Source organism: Oscillatoria sp. FACHB-1406 (assembly GCF_014698145.1).
Lineage (GTDB): Bacteria > Cyanobacteriota > Cyanobacteriia > Cyanobacteriales > Spirulinaceae > FACHB-1406.
Map to the genome: position 1 here is coordinate 193,079 of NZ_JACJSM010000001.1, position 18,972 is coordinate 212,050.

Genomic DNA, 18,972 nt, shown 5'->3' on the forward strand with positions numbered 1-18,972 from the left:
GATTCTATGCAGTTTCACATCAATTGGGTCTTAGACTAATTTAAGATGATTTTGCCTAGAATAAACTCTCCTAAATTTTCAGGATAACGGTGCGTTACGCTTCGCTAACACACCCTACTTTTGATTCTATGCAGTTTCACATCAATACTGATGGCCAAAAAAATTGACCGCAACGCCGTTTTACCTCAGCTTATGACCTGGACGAGCCAGGTGGGTAATCGCGCTCTTGGTATAAAGTTTCTGGGTACTAATGCCCAGTCTACTGCCACCGGAGCTTGCGAATTCCCTTATATTACAAGCATAGATCAATAAACTATATTGGCAGTCACCAACGTTGCAGTTCAATCTTTTACTATATTACTCGATTTTGAGAAAAGCGTAAGCCTCGATCTGGAGAATGGGAGTACGGCTTGCTCGACCCGAACCGTACTTGAGGGGGAGGAGGTGCGATCGCAATCATAAATCCCCAAAGGGCGACTTCGGTCAAAATTCTCGTATAACCAAGACGAAAAAAGTGAGAATAAAGCGTTACGATACATGAAACGATAATCAGCATATCCCTGCTTAGTGATTAAGTTGCAACAACGATCGCGCTCGCTCAATACTCTCGAATTTCCGGCGAATGTCTTCCGCTTCGAGAATGGGTTAACGGTTATCCACCAACATTTAAGTACCACGTCGGTGGTAGCTGTCGATGTGTGGGTGCGAGCGGGCGCTCGAGACGAACCGGAACAATGGCAAGGCATCGCGCATTTTCTCGAACACATGATTTTCAAAGGAAGTTCGCGCGTCGCTCCGGGCGAGTTCGACTTTCGCATCGAAAATAGCGGCGGGCTAGCCAATGCGGCAACCGCCCACGATTACGCTCATTTTTTTATGACGACCTCGGCAGCAAATTTACCGGAAGTCCTGCCTTACTTCGCGGATATCCTGTTGCACGCTGCGATTCCCGATGAAGAATTTATGCGGGAAAAAGAGGTCGTGATTGAGGAAATTCGCTCTTGTCACGACGACCCAGACTGGCTGGGATTTCAAGCGCTGTGCGATAGTTTATATCAGTGTCACGTCTACGGGCGCTCGATTTTGGGAACGGAGGAACAGATACGCTCGCGTTCTCCCAATCAAATGCGCTGCTTTCACCGCACTTATTACCAGCCGGAAAATATGACGGTGGCGATTGTCGGCGATATCGAACAGGAATCTGCGCTCTCGCTGGTCGATCGCGCTTTCCAAGACTTTAACACGCGATCGGAATGCCCGCCTACTGCCCTCAGCAACGACCCCCAAATGACGGGAATTCGCCGCACGGAACTGCGCTTACCCCGCTTGGAAATGGCGCGGTTATTAATGGCGTGGTTGGGACCGGGGGCGGACGATTTACCGGCTGCTTTTGGTATGGATTTGCTGTCGGTGTTGCTAGCGGGCGGGCGTTCTTCGCGGTTAGTCCGAGAATTGCGAGAGGAGCGGAATTTAGTTTTTGATATCGCCAGCGAGTTTTCTTTGCAGCGCGACTCTAGCCTGTTTACCGTCGTTGCTTGGCTCGAACCCCAGAATTTAGACCGCGTAGAAGCCATTATCGGCGATCGCTTCTCGCAACTGCAAGCCTTTCCCGTCGAGAGCGCAGAACTCCTGCGGGGCAAGCGCGTTCTTTGCAACGATTACGCCTTTTCAACCGAAACACCGAGTCAATTGGCTGGGTTGTACGGTTACTACAATACAATTGCCTCGGCAGAATTATCGATACTTTACCCAACCATCGTTCAACAACTCAACGTTGACGACCTTCAAGATATCGCCCGAACCTATCTCGCTCCCGATAAGTATGCTGCCACCATTATGAAGCAGCTTTAAAACTCAACCCCAATGCAAAAACTTTCCTCTCGTCTGCGTCATTCCTTCGTTCATCGTACCGTTCTCGACAATGGCATCACGCTAATTACCGTCGAAAATAATGTTGCTGATATTATTGCCGCTCGCTTGTTCTTCAAGGCAGGCAGTTGTAGGGAACCGCGCTCGAAAGCCGGACTCGCGCACCTGCTTGCCAGTACGATGACAAAAGGCATACCCGGTTTGAGCGCCACCGAAATTGCTGAAAAAATTGAATCGATAGGCGCATCGGTCGGCACGGATGCAGCCGCCGACTACTTTGTAACCAGTATTAAGACGGTTTCTGCCGATTTTAGCGCGATTTTAGCATTAGTGGCGGCAATCGTGCGATCGCCGACGCTGCCCGAACGCGAAGTCGAACTCGAACAAAAACTCACGCTGCAAAGCATCCGCTCCCAACAAGAGCAACCCTTCAACATCGCTTATCATCAACTGCGAGAAGCGATGTATGCCGAGCATCCTTACGGCATTTCGAGTCTGGGAACCGAAGCGACCGTTGCTCAAATTGCGCGGGATGATTTAGCAGAGTACCATCAAACCTATTTTCGCCCCGATAACTTGATTATTTCACTGTCCGGACGCATTGCGCCCGAAGAGGCAGTGGAATTAATCGATCGCGTTTTTGGCGACTGGAAAGCCCCGGAAACGGCTCTTCCCCCCCTCAAACTTCCTTCTTTAACCCCCAATCCGAGCCGACATCTCAAACCCCAAGCGACCCAACAAGCGATTGTCGTTCTCGGTTATTTAACGGCTGCGATCGCTAGCGACGATTATATCCCGCTCAAACTCCTCAGTACCTACCTCGGAAATGGTTTATCCAGCCGTCTTTTTGTGGAACTGCGCGAAAAACGGGGACTCGCTTACGATGTTTCAGCTTTCTATCCCACGCGTTTGGATGCGTCGCAGTTTGTCGCTTATATCGGAACTGCACCCAATAATAGCGCGATCGCGCTGCAAGGGTTGCACGCCGAAATCGAACGCCTCTGTCACGCGCCTCTCAGTCTCGAGGAACTGCAAGCCTCAAAGAATAAACTCCTCGGTCAATATGCGCTCGGCAAGCAAACCAATGCTGAAATCGCCCAAAGTTATGGCTGGTACGAAACCTTGGGCGTAGGGATTGAGTTTGATGAAACGTTTCAAGAAGGCGTGCGCGAAGTTACGCCAGAAATCGCACAGGAGGTTGCTTGTCGCTATTTTAGCCCCGCGCCCTATATTTCCTTAGTTGGGCCGGAAGAGGCGATCGCGCAAGCAACATTATGAATGATGAGGGGTGAGTGAGTTACAAAATTACAAAAATAAATCGTATTTCGTAAAACCTCACTCTTCTCTCAAACTCCGAGATTGTGGCGGGGATTAAACGTCTCAATTAATCGCAATTGCTCGTAGAGTTCCCGTTCTTGGGGGCTAACTTCTGAGGGCAGAACGACTTGAACTTCTACTAACTGATCGCCGCGCGTGCCATCGGTTTTGAGATAGCCTTTACTCGATAAACGCAAGCGCTGACCGGCTTTTACGCCGCCGGGGAGATTCATTTTCACCGGCCCATCAATCGTTGGCACTTCAATCGCACCGCCCAAAATTGCCTCGCTCGGCGTGAGCGGAATTTGACAGAATAAATCGAATCCTTGTAGTTGAAAAAATGAGTGAGGCTGAAGCGTAATTTTGAGGTAAAGATCGCCGCCGCCGATGCCTTGTCCTTTGAGGCGAACGCGCTGGGCGTTGACCATCCCGGGGGGCATATCGACTTCTAGCGATCGCCCGTCTTCCAGTCTAATCCGCTCTCTGCCGCCCAAATAAGCCTTTTCTAGGGGCAGCGTCAACCGCGCTTCGATATCCCGGCGGCGCGGCGGTGCAACGGTTGTGGCGCGCGGCGGTCGTTCGACTGTCGTTTTTCCCGTAGCGCCGACGGTGTAAGCAGTTTTGGTCGTACCAGGGCGATACGCTTCTTTCGGATCCTCGACGCGAACCTTAGCGTTCGGGCGATTGAGCATATCTTCAACGAAGCGGTCAAAATCGCGGTACTGGCTGTAATCGTTGCTACTTGCTCGTTTTTTCGCTCCCGATCGCCCATTTTTCCCGATATTCCCCGTTCGCCGCACGTAGTCGCTAAATTGGTCGTACTGCGATCGCTTATTTTCGTCGGAGAGAACGCCGTAAGCTTCGTTAATGGCCTTAAACTTTTCTTCGGCAGTGAGATCGCCGGGATTGCGATCGGGATGATAGCGCAGCGCTAACTTGCGATAGGCTTTCTTCAGATCTTGAAATGAAACATCGCGTTCGACTTCGAGGACTTCGTAATAATTGCGGAAATTTTCCATAGGGTTATGATTGCATTCAAAACCGATCGCCAATCGCTACAGAACTTTAGAGGAGCGCTCCCGCAGAGATTAGCCTTGGGGTGCAGAACTCGCGACTGAATCCGTTAAAACCAATCGTCATCTTCCTCATCCCAATCGTTTTGGTATTCGTAATTGCGGCGCGAAGCATTACGGCGATTGGGGGTAGACTCCTCAGTAAAAGAGTCGCGGCGCTCGCGGGCGGACGGAACGCGATCGTTCCGACTATTGCGACTGTCTGGCGCGTAGCGATCGCGCTCCGAACTGCCATAATCATAATCGCGCGCGCGCTCATTACTGCCGTAATTGTAACCGCGATCGCGCTCCGAACCGCCGTAATTGTAACCGCGATCTTCGGGATCCTTTTCGCCAGTAAACGTGCGCCGAATCGAGCCGAAGAAATCCTCCTTCTCATCCTCATATTGCAAGCGCACCTCGCGATTCAACTCATAAAGCGCATCTTGCAAATTTGCCTGGGCGCGATCGATCCCCCGCTCGTCGTTTTTCTCCAAATACAACCGTAAATCGCCCATTAACGACTCGATCTGACGGCGATAATAACTCGCAAACTGATTGCCAAAATCCAACGTTATCTCGCGCAAACGCCGCTGAGACTGGTCGATTAACGCCTGGGCGCGATTGCGTTTTTCCACCCGTTCTCGCCGCTCGCGATCGACTTGTGCAAACTCCTCTGCCTCCTGAATCGCGCGATTAATCTCCGCCTCGCTCAACGTCGAAGCGCCTTGCACCACAATACTCTGCTCGCGCCCTGTCGTTCGATCCATCGCCACCGCTTGCAAAATCCCATTGGCATCGATATCGAAAGCCACTTGAATTTGCGGTACGCCGCGCGGTGCGGGTGGAATTCCCGTCAGCTTAAAGCGCCCCAACGACTTATTATCCTTCGCCATTTCCCGCTCGCCTTGCAGGACGTGAACTTCCACCACCGTCTGATTGTTATCCGCCGTCGAAAACACATCGGAACGGCGCACCGGAATCGTCGTATTGCGCGGAATCAACTTTTTCATCGCGCCGCTTATCGTTTCCAACCCCAAAGAAAGCGGCGTAACATCCAGCAGCAGCACGTCCTTCACCTGTCCGCCCAAAATCCCCGCTTGAATCGCCGCCCCCACCGCCACGACTTCATCGGGGTTGACATTTTGATTGGCTTCGCGATCGATAAAACTGCGGACTAACCCTTGCACTAAGGGAATGCGCGTCGAACCGCCCACTAACACCACTTCATCCACCTGCACCGGGCTAATCCCCGCATCCCGCAAAACGCGCTGCAAAGGACGGCGCAAGCGACTGACGAGATCGCCGCATAACTCTTCAAATTCGAGGCGAGAGAGGCGCGTTTCGATATGTTTCGGCCCCTCATCCGTCGCGGTGATAAAGGGCAGATTAATTTCAGTATTGCTCACCCCAGAAAGTTCGATTTTTGCCTTTTCTGCGGCTTCCGTCAGGCGTTGCAAAGCTTGACGATCCTTGCGCAAATCCACTCCTTCCGACTCGAGAAATTTCTCTGCCAGCCAATCGACAATCCGCTTGTCGAAATCGTTTCCCCCTAACTGCGTATCGCCACTCGTGGCTAGCACTTCAAATACGCCATCGCCCACTTCTAACAGCGAAACATCAAAGGTTCCGCCGCCCAAATCGAAGACTAAAATGGTTTGACTTTTTTGCCGATCTAGGCCGTAAGCGAGGGAAGCGGCTGTCGGTTCGTTAATGATGCGCAGGACATCTAAACCGGCAATTCTGCCTGCATCCCGCGTCGCTTGGCGCTGGGAGTCGTTGAAGTAAGCGGGAACGGTGATTACCGCGCCGGTGACGGGTTCGCCGAGGTAGCGTTCTGCTTCTTCGGCAAGCTTGCGCAAAATCATGGCCGAGACTTCTTCGGGGGCGAATTCCTTGCGCAGACGCGGACAGCGAATTTTGATATTGCCGCTTTCATCTTTGCGGATGGTGTAGGGAACGCGCTTGGATTCGGGGGTAAGTTCGGCATACTTGCGTCCCATGAAGCGTTTGACGGCGTAGTAAGTATTCTGTGGATTGAGGACGGCTTGACGGCGCGCCATTTGACCGACAACAAGCTCGCCATCTTTATTGAAGCCTACAGCGGAGGGCGTGGTTCGCATCCCTTCTGAGTTCGCAATGACGAGGGGCTTGCTGCCTTCCATCACGGCTACCACCGAGTTTGTTGTTCCTAAGTCTATACCGACTACTCTTGCCATGCGCGCTCCGTTTAATCTAATCCGCTGGTGAGATGTTTGTACAAATATTAAGTGGCTATTTTAATTTTATCTTGACGCAGGTGGGTTCGTTTGTCACGCGAGGTTCGGAGATTACGACCAAACCGCTATCAATTCCGGGCAACGAGCGACAGCGCGAAGGTCAGTTTCCCGGTGGGATTGGCATGGCGATCGCGTAAACTAAGCCTGTTAAATGTAGTTGTCTACAAAATAGCCAAGCTCAATTTCGGCAGACCTATTCCAGTTTCTTTTGTGCCTTGCACTGGCTGCCCAGCGATAAAGTTGCTGTTTAACATCAGAGCAACACCGTAAGGAATTGAAACTCATGAAAGCAACCTATCGCTGCACGCTCATTTTAGCCCTTGGCGCGATCGCGCTTGGCAGTTTTGCCAGTCCCGGAGCCGCGAGCAACATTTCGCCCCAAACCTCCCCACAACTGCTCGCCCAACGCATTAATTTAGCAGGTCGCAGAGTCACCGTCCGCACCCCCGAAGGCGGCCCGCTGAACGTTCGTTCCGGCCCGGGAGGGAACTATCGAGTCGTGCGGACGCTTCGCAATGGCGGGCAATGCGTTTTATCCGGGCGCACCAGTGGAGCATGGGTTCAACTGCAAGGGGGAGGTTGGGTGACTTCTATTTACCTGGATATTTAAGTCGCCTGAATCGATTAAAGTCGAAGTATTAAGCGATCGCGAATTCAAGGCAAAACAGATCGATTTGCGATCGCCCATTACATCTTAAGACTCATGGAAATTTTTGTTAGAAAAACGCCCACTCGATTAATCGTTTGGGATATTTCCTGGTTTTTTCTGTTTATGGGTGCAATTTTTACCGGCGGGGGGCTAATTCTACCCATTTTCAATTTTTCGATCGCAACCCTAACTTGCGATCGCCAATCCTTAACTCCCGCTCGCTGCCAACTGGTAGAACGGGGCTTTCACTCCCCAAAAATTACTGAAATTCCGCTCGATTCGTTGCAACAAGCAAGCGTCCGCTCGACTTATGCTGGGAGAGGTCAGAGTTACAGATTGAGCCTTTTAACTCAAACGGGCGAAATTGATTTTCCTCGTACTTCTTTTCGCGGTCAAAAATATGCGATCGCCGATCTCATTAATACTTTTATTAGAAACCCCAAACAAACTTCCCTAGAAGTCAGTCAAGACGAGCGGCTATTGGGTCTATTCTGGGGATTATTTATCTGGATTTTAGGAATACTATTCCTTTTTGGCATTGCCCGCGATGACTGCGAGTTCTTAAGCTGTGACTGCGATACCGAAAGGAGATTGCTGGTATTAAAACAACGAAATGGGTGGAGAAAGGGAACAATCGAGTATTCCTTAATAGAATGCGATCGCGCGCTTATAGAAACTTCTCACCATACCCGCATGACTCGCTGGTTGCAAACGATTAATTATAGTGAATATTCGATCGTTTTATTGTTAAAGTCTGGCGAGCGAATTTGGCTGACAACTTACGAAACAGAAATGTTAAAAGGCAAACGAAGAGTCGTTGAGTATATTGCCAAACAACTCAAAAAACTAGAGTCAAGTTTGCCAAAAGAATCGACGAATTTGCAGGCATTAGAGCAAGAAATTGCGATTTGGCGCGACGCGATTGCAGTTTCCCCGAATAATGCCGAAGCTCACTATCATTTAGGCTTAGCTTTTTATCGACATCACCAGCGCCCAGAAGCCTCTCGGAGCCTGCAACGCGCCAAAGCCTTGTTTCAAGATGCCGGTAACGCCCAAAAAGCCACCGAAGTTCAAGACTTTTTGTGGCAATCGGGCTTGGAATAAGGGGGACTCGTCTCGCCGCGATCGCGTTTTCGGTACAATGCTCGAAGATTTTGTTATTGTGCGACGCGATCGCTCCACCGCCCCTATGACCGAAGAAAAACAACTGAGCTTGTTCGAGAGCGCAGACTCAGAACCCGCATCCCCGAAAGCTCCCACCAATTTTGAGGCCATCCCAACTTCTGCAAGCGTTCCCATTCCCCCCGGAACTTACGCCAACCTCGAACAACTCATTCCCCACTGTCAGGGGTGTCAGCGTTGCCAACTCGGACGCACCCGCATCAATACTGTCATCAGTCGCGGCAATCCCCAAGCGGATATCATGATTATCGGCGAAGGCCCCGGACAGCAAGAAGATGAAACCGGACTGCCCTTTGTTGGCAAATCCGGACAACTGTTAGAGAAAATCTTAGCTTCCGTCGAATTGACCGTAGAAAACGATATTTACATTGCCAACATGGTTAAATGTCGCCCCCCGGGAAACCGCACGCCAGAAGCCGCAGAAATTGAAGCTTGCAAACCCTACCTGCTCGAACAAATTCGCCTTGTAGACCCAAAAATTATTCTGTTCGCTGGCGCGACAGCCCTCAAAGGGTTAACAGGCGATAAACGGGGGATTACAAAAGTTCGAGGTCAATGGTTAGAATGGGACAATCGGCTTTGTATGGCAATTTTTCATCCCGCTTATCTGCTACGCAACCCTTCTGCGGAAAAGGGCAGTCCGAAATGGTTAATGTGGCAAGATATTCGCGAAATCCGCTCTCGCTGTGACGAGTTGCGCGCGAGTTAGCAAGCGGCAAGCTTGGGGGAACGTAACGACTGTAAGCGCTTGAATAAGTCAGCGTCGGGCTAAATTCAGGGCAACGCACCCCACTTTTTCGGGTGAAATGCTTGTGCTAACATCCACGCTATCTCACTCTGCAATTTCCTCTCGTTTGAGAATAAACTCATGCCTGTTCCCCATGTCGTCCCCTCGATTCTCGAAAGCAGTAAACTCAGTCCCATGTTTGATAAAATTCCGGCTGAAGTCAGACAATGGGCTGAAAGTTTAGACTGGAAACAACGTCGCTATCTTCTTTCTCTGTGCTATTTACTCTGTTCGGCTTCTCCCGACGTACAAATTGATTTTTTAGATGAATATACGGCGGATGGGCTGATTGCTAAGATCGTTGAAGACTACGATACGCAAAAAAAAGTTCAGTCTTATCTCGATCGATTTCATATCGATACTCAATTGAGCTTAGATTTGCTGAGGAATTATATTCGTCAGTTTTATATTCACTCCGCCCAGGATGTTCGTCGCAAGCCCGGTCGATATCTCGAATCCGCTTTGCGATTGGGAATTAATCCAAAAGAAAAAAACTACGTTCTGAATTACATTTTAGGATTCGAGGTTCTTAAAATGTTGTTTAAAATGAGTTGGATGCAACACGAAAAGCTCTATTTGTTGCAAGCCAACCAAGAAGAGTTTTATTTAAGGTATATCAAACCCATCCAAAATACGCATCAACTGAATGGAATCATTAATCCGAAAGACCGCAAACTTTTTTTTGCTAAAAGAAGTTATTTTGTGGAAATTCCTCAAATTGGGGAAAAGAAATTAGTCGAGTTGGTCATGGTGACTTTTGTTACCGATATTGTCAGTCATTTGGGTTTTTCAATCGTGCGTAATATCAATCATGTAACCTTTGATTACAACTATATTTTTGAACCCGAACTCGAAGGCGCTGTGAATTAGTCGAGGAGCGGTTGAAAACATCGGGCGTGTTGATGAGTTTTGAGATTTGAGATTGCTGTAAGACGGCTAGACTTGGTAGTATCGAAAAGGAGTAATCCCTAATAAATTTAAAAGTCTCACCTCGAGAAACCCTACATGAGTGTAAACTTTGCAGCAAATGCGCCCCACGGCGGTCGTTTAGTCAATCGCATTGCTAGCGAAACCGAACGTCAAGAGTTCTTAGCGCAGGCAGAACAATTACCGCGAGTTCAACTCGACGAACGGGCCACCTCCGATTTAGTTACAATCGCGATCGGCGCGTTAAGCCCCCTGTGCGGCTTTATGGAACAGAAAGACTACGAGAGTGTAGTCGATAATATGCGGCTTGCCAATGGCTTGCCTTGGTCGATTCCTGTCACGCTTTCGGTGACAGAAGAAGTTGCCGATACGCTCCAAGAGGGCAACTGGGTGCGTTTGGACGATCCGACGGGACGGTTCATCGGGGTGTTAGAGTTAACGCAAAAGTATCGCTACAACAAGGCTCACGAAGCAATTAACGTCTACCGTACTGAAGAGACGAAACATCCCGGCGTAAAAGCGATTTACGACCAGGGACCGATTAATTTAGCCGGTCCGATTTGGCTCTTGGAACGCGATTCCCATCCCCTTTTCCCAACTTACCAGATCGATCCGGCGGAATCGCGCCGAATGTTTAAGGAAAAAGGCTGGAAAACGGTCGTTGGTTTCCAAACTCGCAATCCCATCCACCGCGCCCACGAATACATCCAAAAATGCGCTTTAGAAATCGTTGACGGTTTATTTTTGCATCCTCTCGTCGGCGTGACGAAGAGTGACGATATCCCGGCTGACGTGCGGATGCGCTGCTATGAAATTATGGTGGAGCATTATTTCCCAAAGGATCGAGTTATTTTGGCGATTAATCCTTGCTCGATGCGCTATGCAGGACCTCGGGAGGCGATTTTCCACGCCCTAGTGCGCAAAAATTATGGCTGCACGCATTTTATCGTCGGTCGCGACCATGCGGGGGTTGGCGATTATTACGGCACTTACGACGCTCAATACATTTTTGATGAGTTTGAACCGGCAGAGTTGGGAATTGTGCCGATGATGTTTGAACACGCTTTTTACTGTAAGGTGACGGAGCAGATGGCGACGAAGAAAACCAGTCCGAGTACGCCAGAACAGCGGGTGCATTTGTCGGGAACGAAGGTGCGCGAGATGTTGCGTCGGGGCGAGTTGCCGCCGCCGCAGTTCTCGCGTCCGGAAGTGGCGGCGGAGTTGGCTAAAGCGATGCAAGCAATGGCAGAATAGGTTTAATTAATAATTCGTAATTCGTAATTCGTAATTCGTAATTCGTAATTCGTAATTCGTAGTTCGTAGTTCGTAGTTCGTAATGAGGGGTTTTATGCCTCTTAATTGCTTGAGGTTTGCGATCGCGATACGGATGGAGCGTTACGAATTACGAATTGCCGTTCTCTATTTACCGAAAAGAGACTAGGACTCAACAGAGCAATTAACGACTCCGAACGTTATAGCATTTTTCGTTTGCGTGAGGTATACAGTGCGGGCGAATACCATTCGCCCCTACTCATCTAATTTCAATTTTTGTACCTCATCCATTGGAAAAACGCTATATCCATCATCCATTATTCAAGACGTTATCCATTGTCGAATGGCACTGACTTAAGGCTGGTGGGCGCTGCCCACCCTACGAAATTATCTGTAGAGACGTTGTATACAACGTCTCTACGGGCGATTTTTCAACTCTTATTTCAGCGCCATTCATCCATTGTCCATTGTTCATTATCAATTACTTAAGACGTTATCCATTATCAATTAGAACTATTCTTCTTCATCAAAGGTGTAGCCTCGTTCTTCTCGCTCTTGGCTTAAGCGGTTGAGTAGGTGAACCATATTATGCCCCCGTTCTAGGGAACGATCTTCAATGAACATTACTTCTGGGGTTCGGCGCAAGCGGATGCGATGTCCGAGTTCGCGCCGAACAAAGCCGGTTGAGGAGATTAAACCTTCCATTGTCTCCGCCTTAGCTTCTTCGGTTCCGTAGATACTGACAAAGATTCTCGCGTGTTGCAAGTCGCCGGAAACATCGACTTCGGTGATGCTTACCATCCCTGCACCGACGCGATCGTCTTTAATATCGTGGAGTAGCATCAAACTGACTTCGCGCTCGATCGCCGAAGCAACTCGAGCGACGCGACGATTAGTAGCCATGACTTCGGCCTCGAAAAAGAATTATACGATTACCACAGCAGTCCTTAACCAATCCGCGCGGGCGGCTGAGGATATGCCTTTTCTAGTCTAGACGGTTGCTAGACCCAGCATGGCGCGCAGTGTAAAAAATATAAACAAAAATCCCGCCGCTAGCATTCCGAAAAACGCGATCGCCGTAACGCGATTTTTCAACAAGGGTTTAAACCACTCGTAGACGGAGTAAAAAATTCCCAGCGTAATCGTAATAAAGAAGCGCGGAAAGCGCAAAAGATTTTCAAAAAAGTCTCTCATGGTGGGCAGCCTGCAATCTCAGTTCCATAGTATAGCAGCGCTTCGACCTTCTCTGCCTTCGTCAGGGCGGCGATTCAGCAGGTCGCGGTACAAAAAACACCGCAGTAGGGTTGAAGCCGCCGTCCAAACTCCGCCGTTGCCCGCGCTACAAAAGCTTAAGGTTTGCTTTATAAATCGCTTCGGGTTGCTCCGTTTTGTCCTCGCCTCCCAAGCCCACAGAAAGCGTCTAAAATGAACTAATATTCTGAAGTTAAGAAAGGAGCGCTCTTGCTAACTTTTTATTATAATCCTATTTCGACAAACGCTCGTAGAGTCTGGGTTGCCTTGCTCGAAAAAAAGCTTCAGTTTCAACCGATTTTAGTCAATTTTGAAGGCGATGGCTTGGGCGATGAATTTCTGGAAATTAATCCTTTTAAGCGCATTCCCGTTCTTGTCGATAATGGCTTACGAGTATTTGAATCGCTGGCAATTCTCGACTATCTGGAAGCAAAATATCCAACCCCGGCTTTAATGCCGATCGCGCCGGAAGAAGTTGCGATCTCGCGCATGGTACAAATGATTGCGGTTAACGAGCTTCAACCAGCAACCCTTATTTTAATGCAGCCTTTAGTCGGGCTGGAGATCGATTCGCAAAAGGAAAAAGCTGCCCGAGAAAGAATCGATCTGACTTTGCAGTTTTATGAAAGTTTACTCGATCGCGGCTCCTATTTTACTGGCTCCGAAATTAGCTTAGCCGATATTGTCGCTGGCACTTTAGTTGGCTCTTTATCGTTTATGGGGTTTTCCTTCGATGCTTACCCAAACCTCATGGCTTGGACGGAACGCCTTGCAGCACGGGAAAGTTGGCAACAAACCACTCCAGATCCGGGAATGGTGGAAGCAGCGTTACCGACGATCAAAAAAATTTTAGAGCGACGGGCGCGATAAATTATAGCCTTTAGCAGAGCGGTTACGATATTCGCTAGCTTGGTGGATATTGCCAATTTTTTGCGCTTTTTTGGGGATTTCAGCCAAGGGATGAAAAACGTTATAACCTCCTGTCGGGATATACGGTGCGTTACGCTGTCGCTAACGCACCCTACTTTCTAGACCTCAAGCCGATGAAAAACGTTATAACATTCGGTTGAGATGTACATGGTGCGTTACGCTGCCGCTAACGCACCCTACTTTCTTAAAGCCGATGCCAGTTTAATTTTTTATTTTTTATTTTTTATTTTTTAATTTTTAATTCAAACGTCTTTTGTGCTTTAAGGAAATTCTCGCTTGCGCACGTCGTTGGCGAAGGATTGCACGGCTTGAGTCGCGATACCGCGCAAGTCGGCATAAGCTGGGGCAAAGGGGGGTTGTTTGGGCGATAAACCGAGTAAGTCGGCGGTAACTAACACTTGTCCGTCGCAATGCGATCCCGCACCGATACCGATGGTGGGAATGGGGATTTTTTCGGTGATTTTTGCGGCTAAGTCGGCGGGGATATGTTCGAGGACGATCGCGAAGGCTCCAGCTTCAGCTAGCGCGATCGCTTCGTGTAAAATGCGATCGGCATCTTCTGAGGTTTTCCCCTGTTGGCGGTAGCCGAGGCGATGCACGGATTGCGGCGTAAGTCCGACGTGACCCATGACGGGAATGCCCGCTAGGACGAGGTTGGCGACGGTTTGCGCGATCGCGGGATATCCCCCCTCTAACTTCACCGCCTGCACCCCCGCTTCCTTCAATAATCGCCCCGCAGAACGCATCGCTTGGGCGGTACTTTCTTGGTAAGTGAGGAAGGGCAGATCGGCGACAACAAGGGCTTGTTTTACGCCGCGTCGCACGGCAGACGCATGGTGGATGACTTCTTCGAGGGTAAGCGGTAAGGTGGTGGCATGGCCTAAAGCGACCATTGCCATCGAATCGCCGACGAGAACGACATCGATTCCAGCTTCGTCTAAAATTTGCGCGATCGCCCAATCCCAAGCCGTCAGCGCGACGATTGCGCGTCCTTCTTGCTTCCAGCGAATGAGTTGTTGGGTGGTAACAGGCACGATCTAAAATCCGGTTGAACGATCTAAGTTAAGGGTGACGGGGTGACGGGGTGAGAGAAATTCTAACAGTCGTTTAAGTGTTTATTATTCACCATTCCCCAGTCATTATTCACTATTCATTATTCATTAAACTGGGGTGACGGGGTGACTCAGTTGGTTATTCGCGATCTAATGGCACTGACTTAAGGCAGGCAAATCCAGGCGATCGCCCGCCCTTTTAGACTGGCTGAATTTTCGCTAAAGTCCCGTTATTTAGCTTGCCATTTCTGACGGTCGAAAATTTGCCGGATCTTGATCCCGGCGATGTTGGAGGGGAATGGGTGGCCCTTGTCCGTCGCCTGCTAAAGCTGCTGTGGCTTCTAGGGCTTCTCGAAAGCGGCGGGCGGCATAGATCGACATATCGCGAGGAACGTTGACGCGATCGCGCAAATACCGCAATCCCACATCGCTACCGGGCGGCGGCGTACAAGCTTCTCCCGTCATCATTAATGTTAGCGCGCAACGCAGTGCTTCATCAAAAGCACCGTCCTCCATCGGATTGACGCGCGTCATGTTTTTATAATGCTTAATCGCCCGTTGCAAGGCTTCTTGTCGCGAGGTTTCCGGTTCCGGGTACATCACCTCCGGCAATCCGTCCCACGGGCCATTATCTACCCGCGCTTTATTGGCAAGCATTTGCGGTTCGCCATTTTCATAGCATCCTCCCATCTGCGGCGGTAAGTCGTGGACGTGGGTATGAAAATCGCTTTGCGTCCCTCGATACGTCGGGCGGCTTTCCATTGCCGCAAACCAATCTTTCAAACGGGGATTTTCCTCGCGCAAGGAATAGCCTTTGTAGTAGTACAAACTGGCGTTCATTCGCTCGACGTAGGGCGTAAAAACGGGTTCGACGACGCTAAATTCTTCGAGGAAATAAGGTCCGGGCGTACTGGCTAAAGCTTTTTCGACTTCGGCTACAACTGCAACAAAGCGTTCTCGGTTGTTCTGTTCTGCCCGCACCGAACTTCTGGGGTAGCACAACCAAGAACACCACGCCCGAAATAACAGCCGTTCCAACCGTCGCAGGGGAATCACTTTTGCATCTTCCATACTCCACCCTAACGGCCCGAATGCCTGTTCTAGCGCCATTAAAATATCGTCGCTTTCGGTAATCAGGCGATCGTCTAACGCTAAGGCGGGCAGCATTCCGGAGGGAACTTTACGCTTGTACCAACTTTCCTTGGTTCCATAGCAGAACATTGTAACTTTGTCAATGCGGTAAGGAATTTGTTTTTCCTCCAACCACAACCAAACCTTTTGGCAATAGGGACACCAAGCGTGGTTATCGCGATAGAGCGTCACTCGCACGTCGGATTCGGAATGTCCGAACAGGCGCAAGCGAGATTGAGAATTGGTCGGCCCGTTGACGCGATCGATGTTAAAGTCTGTTAGCGCTTCTAGTTCCGTCCAACTTAACATTTAAATTCCTCAAAAAAACGGGGAGTCTACTTAAAAATCTTACAACCAATTACCAATGAGAATAAAAGGCGACCAGAGAGCAGGATGACTGTAGTTGTGGTTTTCGAGCATTTTCAATTGGGCGCGTCGCAGGGCTTCAGCTTTAGTCACGCTGGGATCGAGGAGTTGTTGGTAGAAAGTTTGGATTAGGGGAACGGTGGCTTCGTCATTAATAAACCAAAGGGTAGCGAGGGCGCTTTCAACTCCGGCGCGCACGGCAACGCCAGCAATACCGAGGGTAGAACGATTGTCGCCGACAGCAGTTTGACAGGCGCTCAAGGCGAGTAAGGCGACGGGGCGCTCTCTGGAGCGTAAGATATTATCTAATTCATCGATCGCGAGCGGGCCATCATCCGCAAGGACAAAAGTGCTTTCGGCATTCACCCCAAAACGTCCGTGAGTTGACATATGCACGATCGCAAATTCTTGGTGTTGGATTTGGGTTGCAAAATTATTGCGGTTAAAATCGCGATCGAGAAGAGTAACTCCGCCAAAAATCTGCTGCACTGCCTCCATTTCAGCCCGAACGTTTTTAAGCGGTGCAAAAGAGAGTTGAAGGGTTGAAGGCGTTTTAGGTAAAATTTTTCCTTCCGTTAAGCCGACGCTAAGCGCTTTGAGACGATCGCGAGCGAGGGGTTTCGAGACGGTTAAACTGACGCTGGGAGCGACCACAAGCGGGTATTTTTGGATTAAAAAAACTTTGCCGTCGTGGAGAGCGGCCATTGGAATTTTACGAAGAACGCCATCATTAATAAAGAGGAGCGTCTCCGGTTTCGCCGCAGCGAGATCTGTTTCGAGGGGACGCAGCAAAAGATCGTAAAGTTTTTGCGCTAACGGTAAGTAGCGTCCGGAAGTTCGATCTTCGAGGAAATAGCGAAATTGAGTAATTTCTTCGTCGATTTCGCTGCTGCTAAGGTTGGCAGCATAATATTGCGTGGTGTTATCCGGCCGTTGCAGGATAGTATAAAGGCGATCGTCGAGAATAATGGTGTAAATGGCTGCGGTGTTAGTTTCAGATAAACTGCGATTTTCCCGAGCGTTATTTAGGGCTAATTCTACGCAATCGTCGCCGAAGAAGTTTTGAATTTCGGCAAGTTTGAGGTTTTCGAGAATATTAATAATTTCGCTGAGGGTAGTAGCGCTAGCCTTCGCGTCTTTGGGGAGTTGTTTGTTGCGGGTTGCAATGGCAGCAGGTTGGGAGTCGAGTAGCAGGGCAAGCAGTTGGCGATAAACGGGTTCAACGCGATCGCGGAAATCGAATTGAATGTCTTTATTCACCCGAATCAAATCGCTGCGAATGCTCTGCAAGCTGACAATTGCACCTTTATAAGCGGCGATCGCCGCTTGTTTTTGTCCGAGGGCATTAAGGATGCGTCCTGCTTGCCACTGCCAGCGATACAAGCTATCGGGTGCATTGACTTCTTGAGCGAAGGCTTGCGCTTGCCGCGTGTAGTCCATCGCCCGAGACAAATCTTTCAATTGCGTTTCGTAGAGTTCCCCTAGACTGCCGGAGGCAAAGGATTCTGCCTTGCGATCGCCGATTTTTCGAGCAACGCCCGCCGCGTTTTCTAACACCTCGAGGGTATCGTTCGCCTTGGCAAAATCGGGATGGCGGAGGAAACTGTTACCCAGATTTATGAGCAGGTAGGCTTTTTCGCGCGAGTCGCTAATTTGGGGAAGCAGTTCGCGCGCGCGCTGCCAGTGGGCGAGGGTTAAGCTGCGAAACTTTTCTGGTGCTAGGGGATAAATTCCACTATCGAGCAGGCGGTTGTAATTGAGAAGCGCTCGGACTTCTTCAACCGGGGCGTTTTGTTTTGCCGCGCTCGTGCTTTCCTCGAACAATTGCTGCGATCGCTCCCAGCTTTCTTTTGTAGAGCGCTCTAACTCTTCGGCTTGCCGATCGCCTTCCTCTTGGGCGAGTTGAACTTGGTAGTGCAAGCGTTCGGCTTGTTGGCGATAAACGTTGGCCAGATCGCTGAGTGTTGTTGCAATGGAGCGGGGATCGTTGAGTTGACGGGCGAGTTCGAGGCTGCTTTGATAGGCGGCGATCGCATTGTCGTATTTTCCCATCGCGCTGTAGGCATTGCCCGAGATTCCTTGTAGGGCGGCTCGAACGTGGGGAGTGAGTTGGGCGTTTTTAATTTCGGGCAATTCGAGCAGCGAGAGGGCGCGCTCGGACTGCCCTAAGTCGTTGTAAGTTTGAGCTTGTTCGATGAGGAGTTGGGCAATTTCCTCGGATTTATTGAGAGGGCGATAGAGAGCGATCGCGTTTTCCCAAGCGGCGATTGCTTCGGAAAGCTTGCCAGTTTGTCGGTAGGCGAGGGCGAGATTGCTGTAAAGGAGGGCGCGATCGCTTGTTTCGCTAGTTTCGGGCAGGAGTTGTTGCCAAACTGCGATCGCGCGATCGAAGTTGCCACTCTGATAAGCCTCCAGCCCTTGTTGCGCGACAGCCGCCGTTGAAAGCGGTTCCGAGGGGAGTTGTGCGACAGCCATTCTTCCGTGCAGCAGCCCGCAGAGTGCCAAACCGAGGGTAAAGCTCAGCCCCGCTTTCAACCAGCGATACAACCCCTTCGTCATCGGCCTTCGATCCTAATAATTCCTTTCATTTTAGGGCGGGGGCTGCTTGATGGTTCGCTTAATTGCGCATTTGTTACCCAAACACCTTAGAGCCTCGCCTTTTTTCGCTAAAAATCGGCAATATCTAGCAATAAACCCATTGGTGAGGATAATATAATGGGTCGAAAACCGGCAAATTCCATCATGGGTGTCAGGAGTTAACCAGTTTCCAATCCTAAAAGCCAAAATTGCTAAGACTTGATATTTATGCTTAATAAGCGGGTAACGCGATTCGAACGCGCGACATTCACCTTGGCAAGGTGACGCTCTACCACTGAGCTATACCCGCATTAATTTCGATACTTTATAA

Annotated in this window: 16 protein-coding genes, 1 tRNA gene and 1 other RNA gene; 9 read left to right on the forward strand and 9 right to left on the reverse strand. The window is 49.8% G+C overall.

The window, feature by feature from the left end; translation table 11 throughout:
- Positions 1-160 precede the first annotated feature (160 nt).
- Positions 161-346: non-coding RNA, 6S RNA (ssrS, locus tag H6G50_RS00895), on the reverse strand.
- Between the two features lie 230 nt (positions 347-576).
- Here ssrS and H6G50_RS00900 point away from each other — a divergent pair.
- Entirely contained in the window at positions 577-1,851 is a 1,275-nt protein-coding gene (locus H6G50_RS00900; protein WP_190712988.1) for a pitrilysin family protein, read from the forward strand.
- Between the two features lie 12 nt (positions 1,852-1,863).
- Positions 1,864-3,147 carry a pitrilysin family protein gene (locus tag H6G50_RS00905; protein WP_190712351.1) on the forward strand — a complete coding sequence of 428 codons (1,284 nt, stop codon included), beginning with the start codon at positions 1,864-1,866 and terminating at the stop codon, positions 3,145-3,147.
- A 68-nt stretch (positions 3,148-3,215) separates the two neighbouring features.
- On the opposite strand, the gene H6G50_RS00910 is transcribed toward H6G50_RS00905, so the two are convergent.
- The gene (locus tag H6G50_RS00910; protein WP_190712353.1) at positions 3,216-4,205 is read right to left on the reverse strand and encodes a J domain-containing protein; all 990 of its coding nucleotides are present in this window, start codon (positions 4,203-4,205) and stop codon (positions 3,216-3,218) included.
- Positions 4,206-4,309: 104 nt separating this feature from the next.
- Positions 4,310-6,457 carry a molecular chaperone DnaK gene (dnaK, locus tag H6G50_RS00915; protein ID WP_190712355.1) on the reverse strand — a complete coding sequence of 716 codons (2,148 nt, stop codon included), beginning with the start codon at positions 6,455-6,457 and terminating at the stop codon, positions 4,310-4,312.
- Between the two features lie 32 nt (positions 6,458-6,489).
- Here dnaK and H6G50_RS00920 point away from each other — a divergent pair, with 32 nt between their 5' ends.
- From H6G50_RS00920 to sat, 6 genes are all read left to right on the forward strand, one after another.
- Complete coding sequence (locus H6G50_RS00920; protein WP_190712357.1) at positions 6,490-6,654, forward strand: hypothetical protein; 165 nt, start codon at positions 6,490-6,492, stop codon at positions 6,652-6,654.
- 146 nt (positions 6,655-6,800) lie between these two features.
- Positions 6,801-7,127, forward strand: coding sequence for an SH3 domain-containing protein (locus H6G50_RS00925; RefSeq protein WP_190712359.1), 327 nt, complete (start codon positions 6,801-6,803; stop codon positions 7,125-7,127).
- Between the two features lie 93 nt (positions 7,128-7,220).
- The gene (locus tag H6G50_RS00930) at positions 7,221-8,270 is read left to right on the forward strand and encodes a tetratricopeptide repeat protein (protein ID WP_190712362.1); all 1,050 of its coding nucleotides are present in this window, start codon (positions 7,221-7,223) and stop codon (positions 8,268-8,270) included.
- A gap of 85 nt (positions 8,271-8,355) precedes the next feature.
- Positions 8,356-9,057 (forward strand): uracil-DNA glycosylase, encoded by a 702-nt coding sequence (locus tag H6G50_RS00935; protein ID WP_190712989.1) that lies wholly within the window; start codon positions 8,356-8,358, stop codon positions 9,055-9,057.
- Positions 9,058-9,216: 159 nt separating this feature from the next.
- Positions 9,217-10,005 (forward strand): cobyrinic acid a,c-diamide synthase, encoded by a 789-nt coding sequence (locus H6G50_RS00940; protein WP_199302647.1) that lies wholly within the window; start codon positions 9,217-9,219, stop codon positions 10,003-10,005.
- Positions 10,006-10,140: 135 nt separating this feature from the next.
- Complete coding sequence (gene sat / locus H6G50_RS00945) at positions 10,141-11,316, forward strand: sulfate adenylyltransferase (RefSeq protein ID WP_190712364.1); 1,176 nt, start codon at positions 10,141-10,143, stop codon at positions 11,314-11,316.
- A gap of 531 nt (positions 11,317-11,847) precedes the next feature.
- Here the strand turns inward: sat and rbfA are convergent.
- On the reverse strand, positions 11,848-12,237 hold the full coding sequence (rbfA, locus tag H6G50_RS00950) for a 30S ribosome-binding factor RbfA (RefSeq protein ID WP_190712366.1): 390 nt from the start codon (positions 12,235-12,237) through the stop codon (positions 11,848-11,850).
- A gap of 87 nt (positions 12,238-12,324) precedes the next feature.
- Complete coding sequence (locus H6G50_RS00955) at positions 12,325-12,528, reverse strand: DUF751 family protein (RefSeq protein ID WP_190712368.1); 204 nt, start codon at positions 12,526-12,528, stop codon at positions 12,325-12,327.
- A gap of 267 nt (positions 12,529-12,795) precedes the next feature.
- On the opposite strand from H6G50_RS00955, the gene H6G50_RS00960 reads away from it, so the two are divergent.
- Positions 12,796-13,455: a glutathione S-transferase family protein gene (locus H6G50_RS00960; protein WP_190712370.1), complete on the forward strand. Its 660-nt coding sequence runs from the start codon at positions 12,796-12,798 to the stop codon at positions 13,453-13,455.
- Positions 13,456-13,775: 320 nt separating this feature from the next.
- Here the strand turns inward: H6G50_RS00960 and panB are convergent, their stop codons facing one another.
- The 4 genes from panB to H6G50_RS00980 form a co-directional block, all read right to left on the reverse strand.
- The gene (panB, locus tag H6G50_RS00965; RefSeq protein WP_190712373.1) at positions 13,776-14,549 is read right to left on the reverse strand and encodes a 3-methyl-2-oxobutanoate hydroxymethyltransferase; all 774 of its coding nucleotides are present in this window, start codon (positions 14,547-14,549) and stop codon (positions 13,776-13,778) included.
- 252 nt (positions 14,550-14,801) lie between these two features.
- A complete protein-coding gene (locus H6G50_RS00970; RefSeq protein ID WP_190712374.1) occupies positions 14,802-16,007 on the reverse strand; it encodes a glutathione S-transferase family protein in 1,206 nt (401 codons plus the stop codon).
- A 39-nt stretch (positions 16,008-16,046) separates the two neighbouring features.
- The gene (locus tag H6G50_RS00975; protein WP_190712376.1) at positions 16,047-18,623 is read right to left on the reverse strand and encodes a CHAT domain-containing protein; all 2,577 of its coding nucleotides are present in this window, start codon (positions 18,621-18,623) and stop codon (positions 16,047-16,049) included.
- Between the two features lie 256 nt (positions 18,624-18,879).
- Positions 18,880-18,951, reverse strand: a tRNA-Gly gene (locus H6G50_RS00980).
- Positions 18,952-18,972 lie beyond the last annotated feature (21 nt).

Excerpts from the sequence above, each read along its gene's own strand:
- H6G50_RS00905 (WP_190712351.1), top strand. The coding sequence starts at position 1,864 with ATGCAAAAACTTTCCTCTCGTCTGCGTCATTCCTTCGTTCATCGTACC.
- H6G50_RS00910 (WP_190712353.1), bottom strand. The coding sequence starts at position 4,205 with ATGGAAAATTTCCGCAATTATTACGAAGTCCTCGAAGTCGAACGCGAT.
- dnaK (WP_190712355.1), bottom strand. The coding sequence starts at position 6,457 with ATGGCAAGAGTAGTCGGTATAGACTTAGGAACAACAAACTCGGTGGTA.
- H6G50_RS00920 (WP_190712357.1), top strand. The coding sequence starts at position 6,490 with ATGTTTGTACAAATATTAAGTGGCTATTTTAATTTTATCTTGACGCAG.
- H6G50_RS00925 (WP_190712359.1), top strand. The coding sequence starts at position 6,801 with ATGAAAGCAACCTATCGCTGCACGCTCATTTTAGCCCTTGGCGCGATC.
- H6G50_RS00930 (WP_190712362.1), top strand. The coding sequence starts at position 7,221 with ATGGAAATTTTTGTTAGAAAAACGCCCACTCGATTAATCGTTTGGGAT.
- H6G50_RS00935 (WP_190712989.1), top strand. The coding sequence starts at position 8,356 with ATGACCGAAGAAAAACAACTGAGCTTGTTCGAGAGCGCAGACTCAGAA.
- H6G50_RS00940 (WP_199302647.1), top strand. The coding sequence starts at position 9,217 with ATGCCTGTTCCCCATGTCGTCCCCTCGATTCTCGAAAGCAGTAAACTC.
- sat (WP_190712364.1), top strand. The coding sequence starts at position 10,141 with ATGAGTGTAAACTTTGCAGCAAATGCGCCCCACGGCGGTCGTTTAGTC.
- rbfA (WP_190712366.1), bottom strand. The coding sequence starts at position 12,237 with ATGGCTACTAATCGTCGCGTCGCTCGAGTTGCTTCGGCGATCGAGCGC.
- H6G50_RS00955 (WP_190712368.1), bottom strand. The coding sequence starts at position 12,528 with ATGAGAGACTTTTTTGAAAATCTTTTGCGCTTTCCGCGCTTCTTTATT.
- H6G50_RS00970 (WP_190712374.1), bottom strand. The coding sequence starts at position 16,007 with ATGTTAAGTTGGACGGAACTAGAAGCGCTAACAGACTTTAACATCGAT.
- H6G50_RS00975 (WP_190712376.1), bottom strand. The coding sequence starts at position 18,623 with ATGACGAAGGGGTTGTATCGCTGGTTGAAAGCGGGGCTGAGCTTTACC.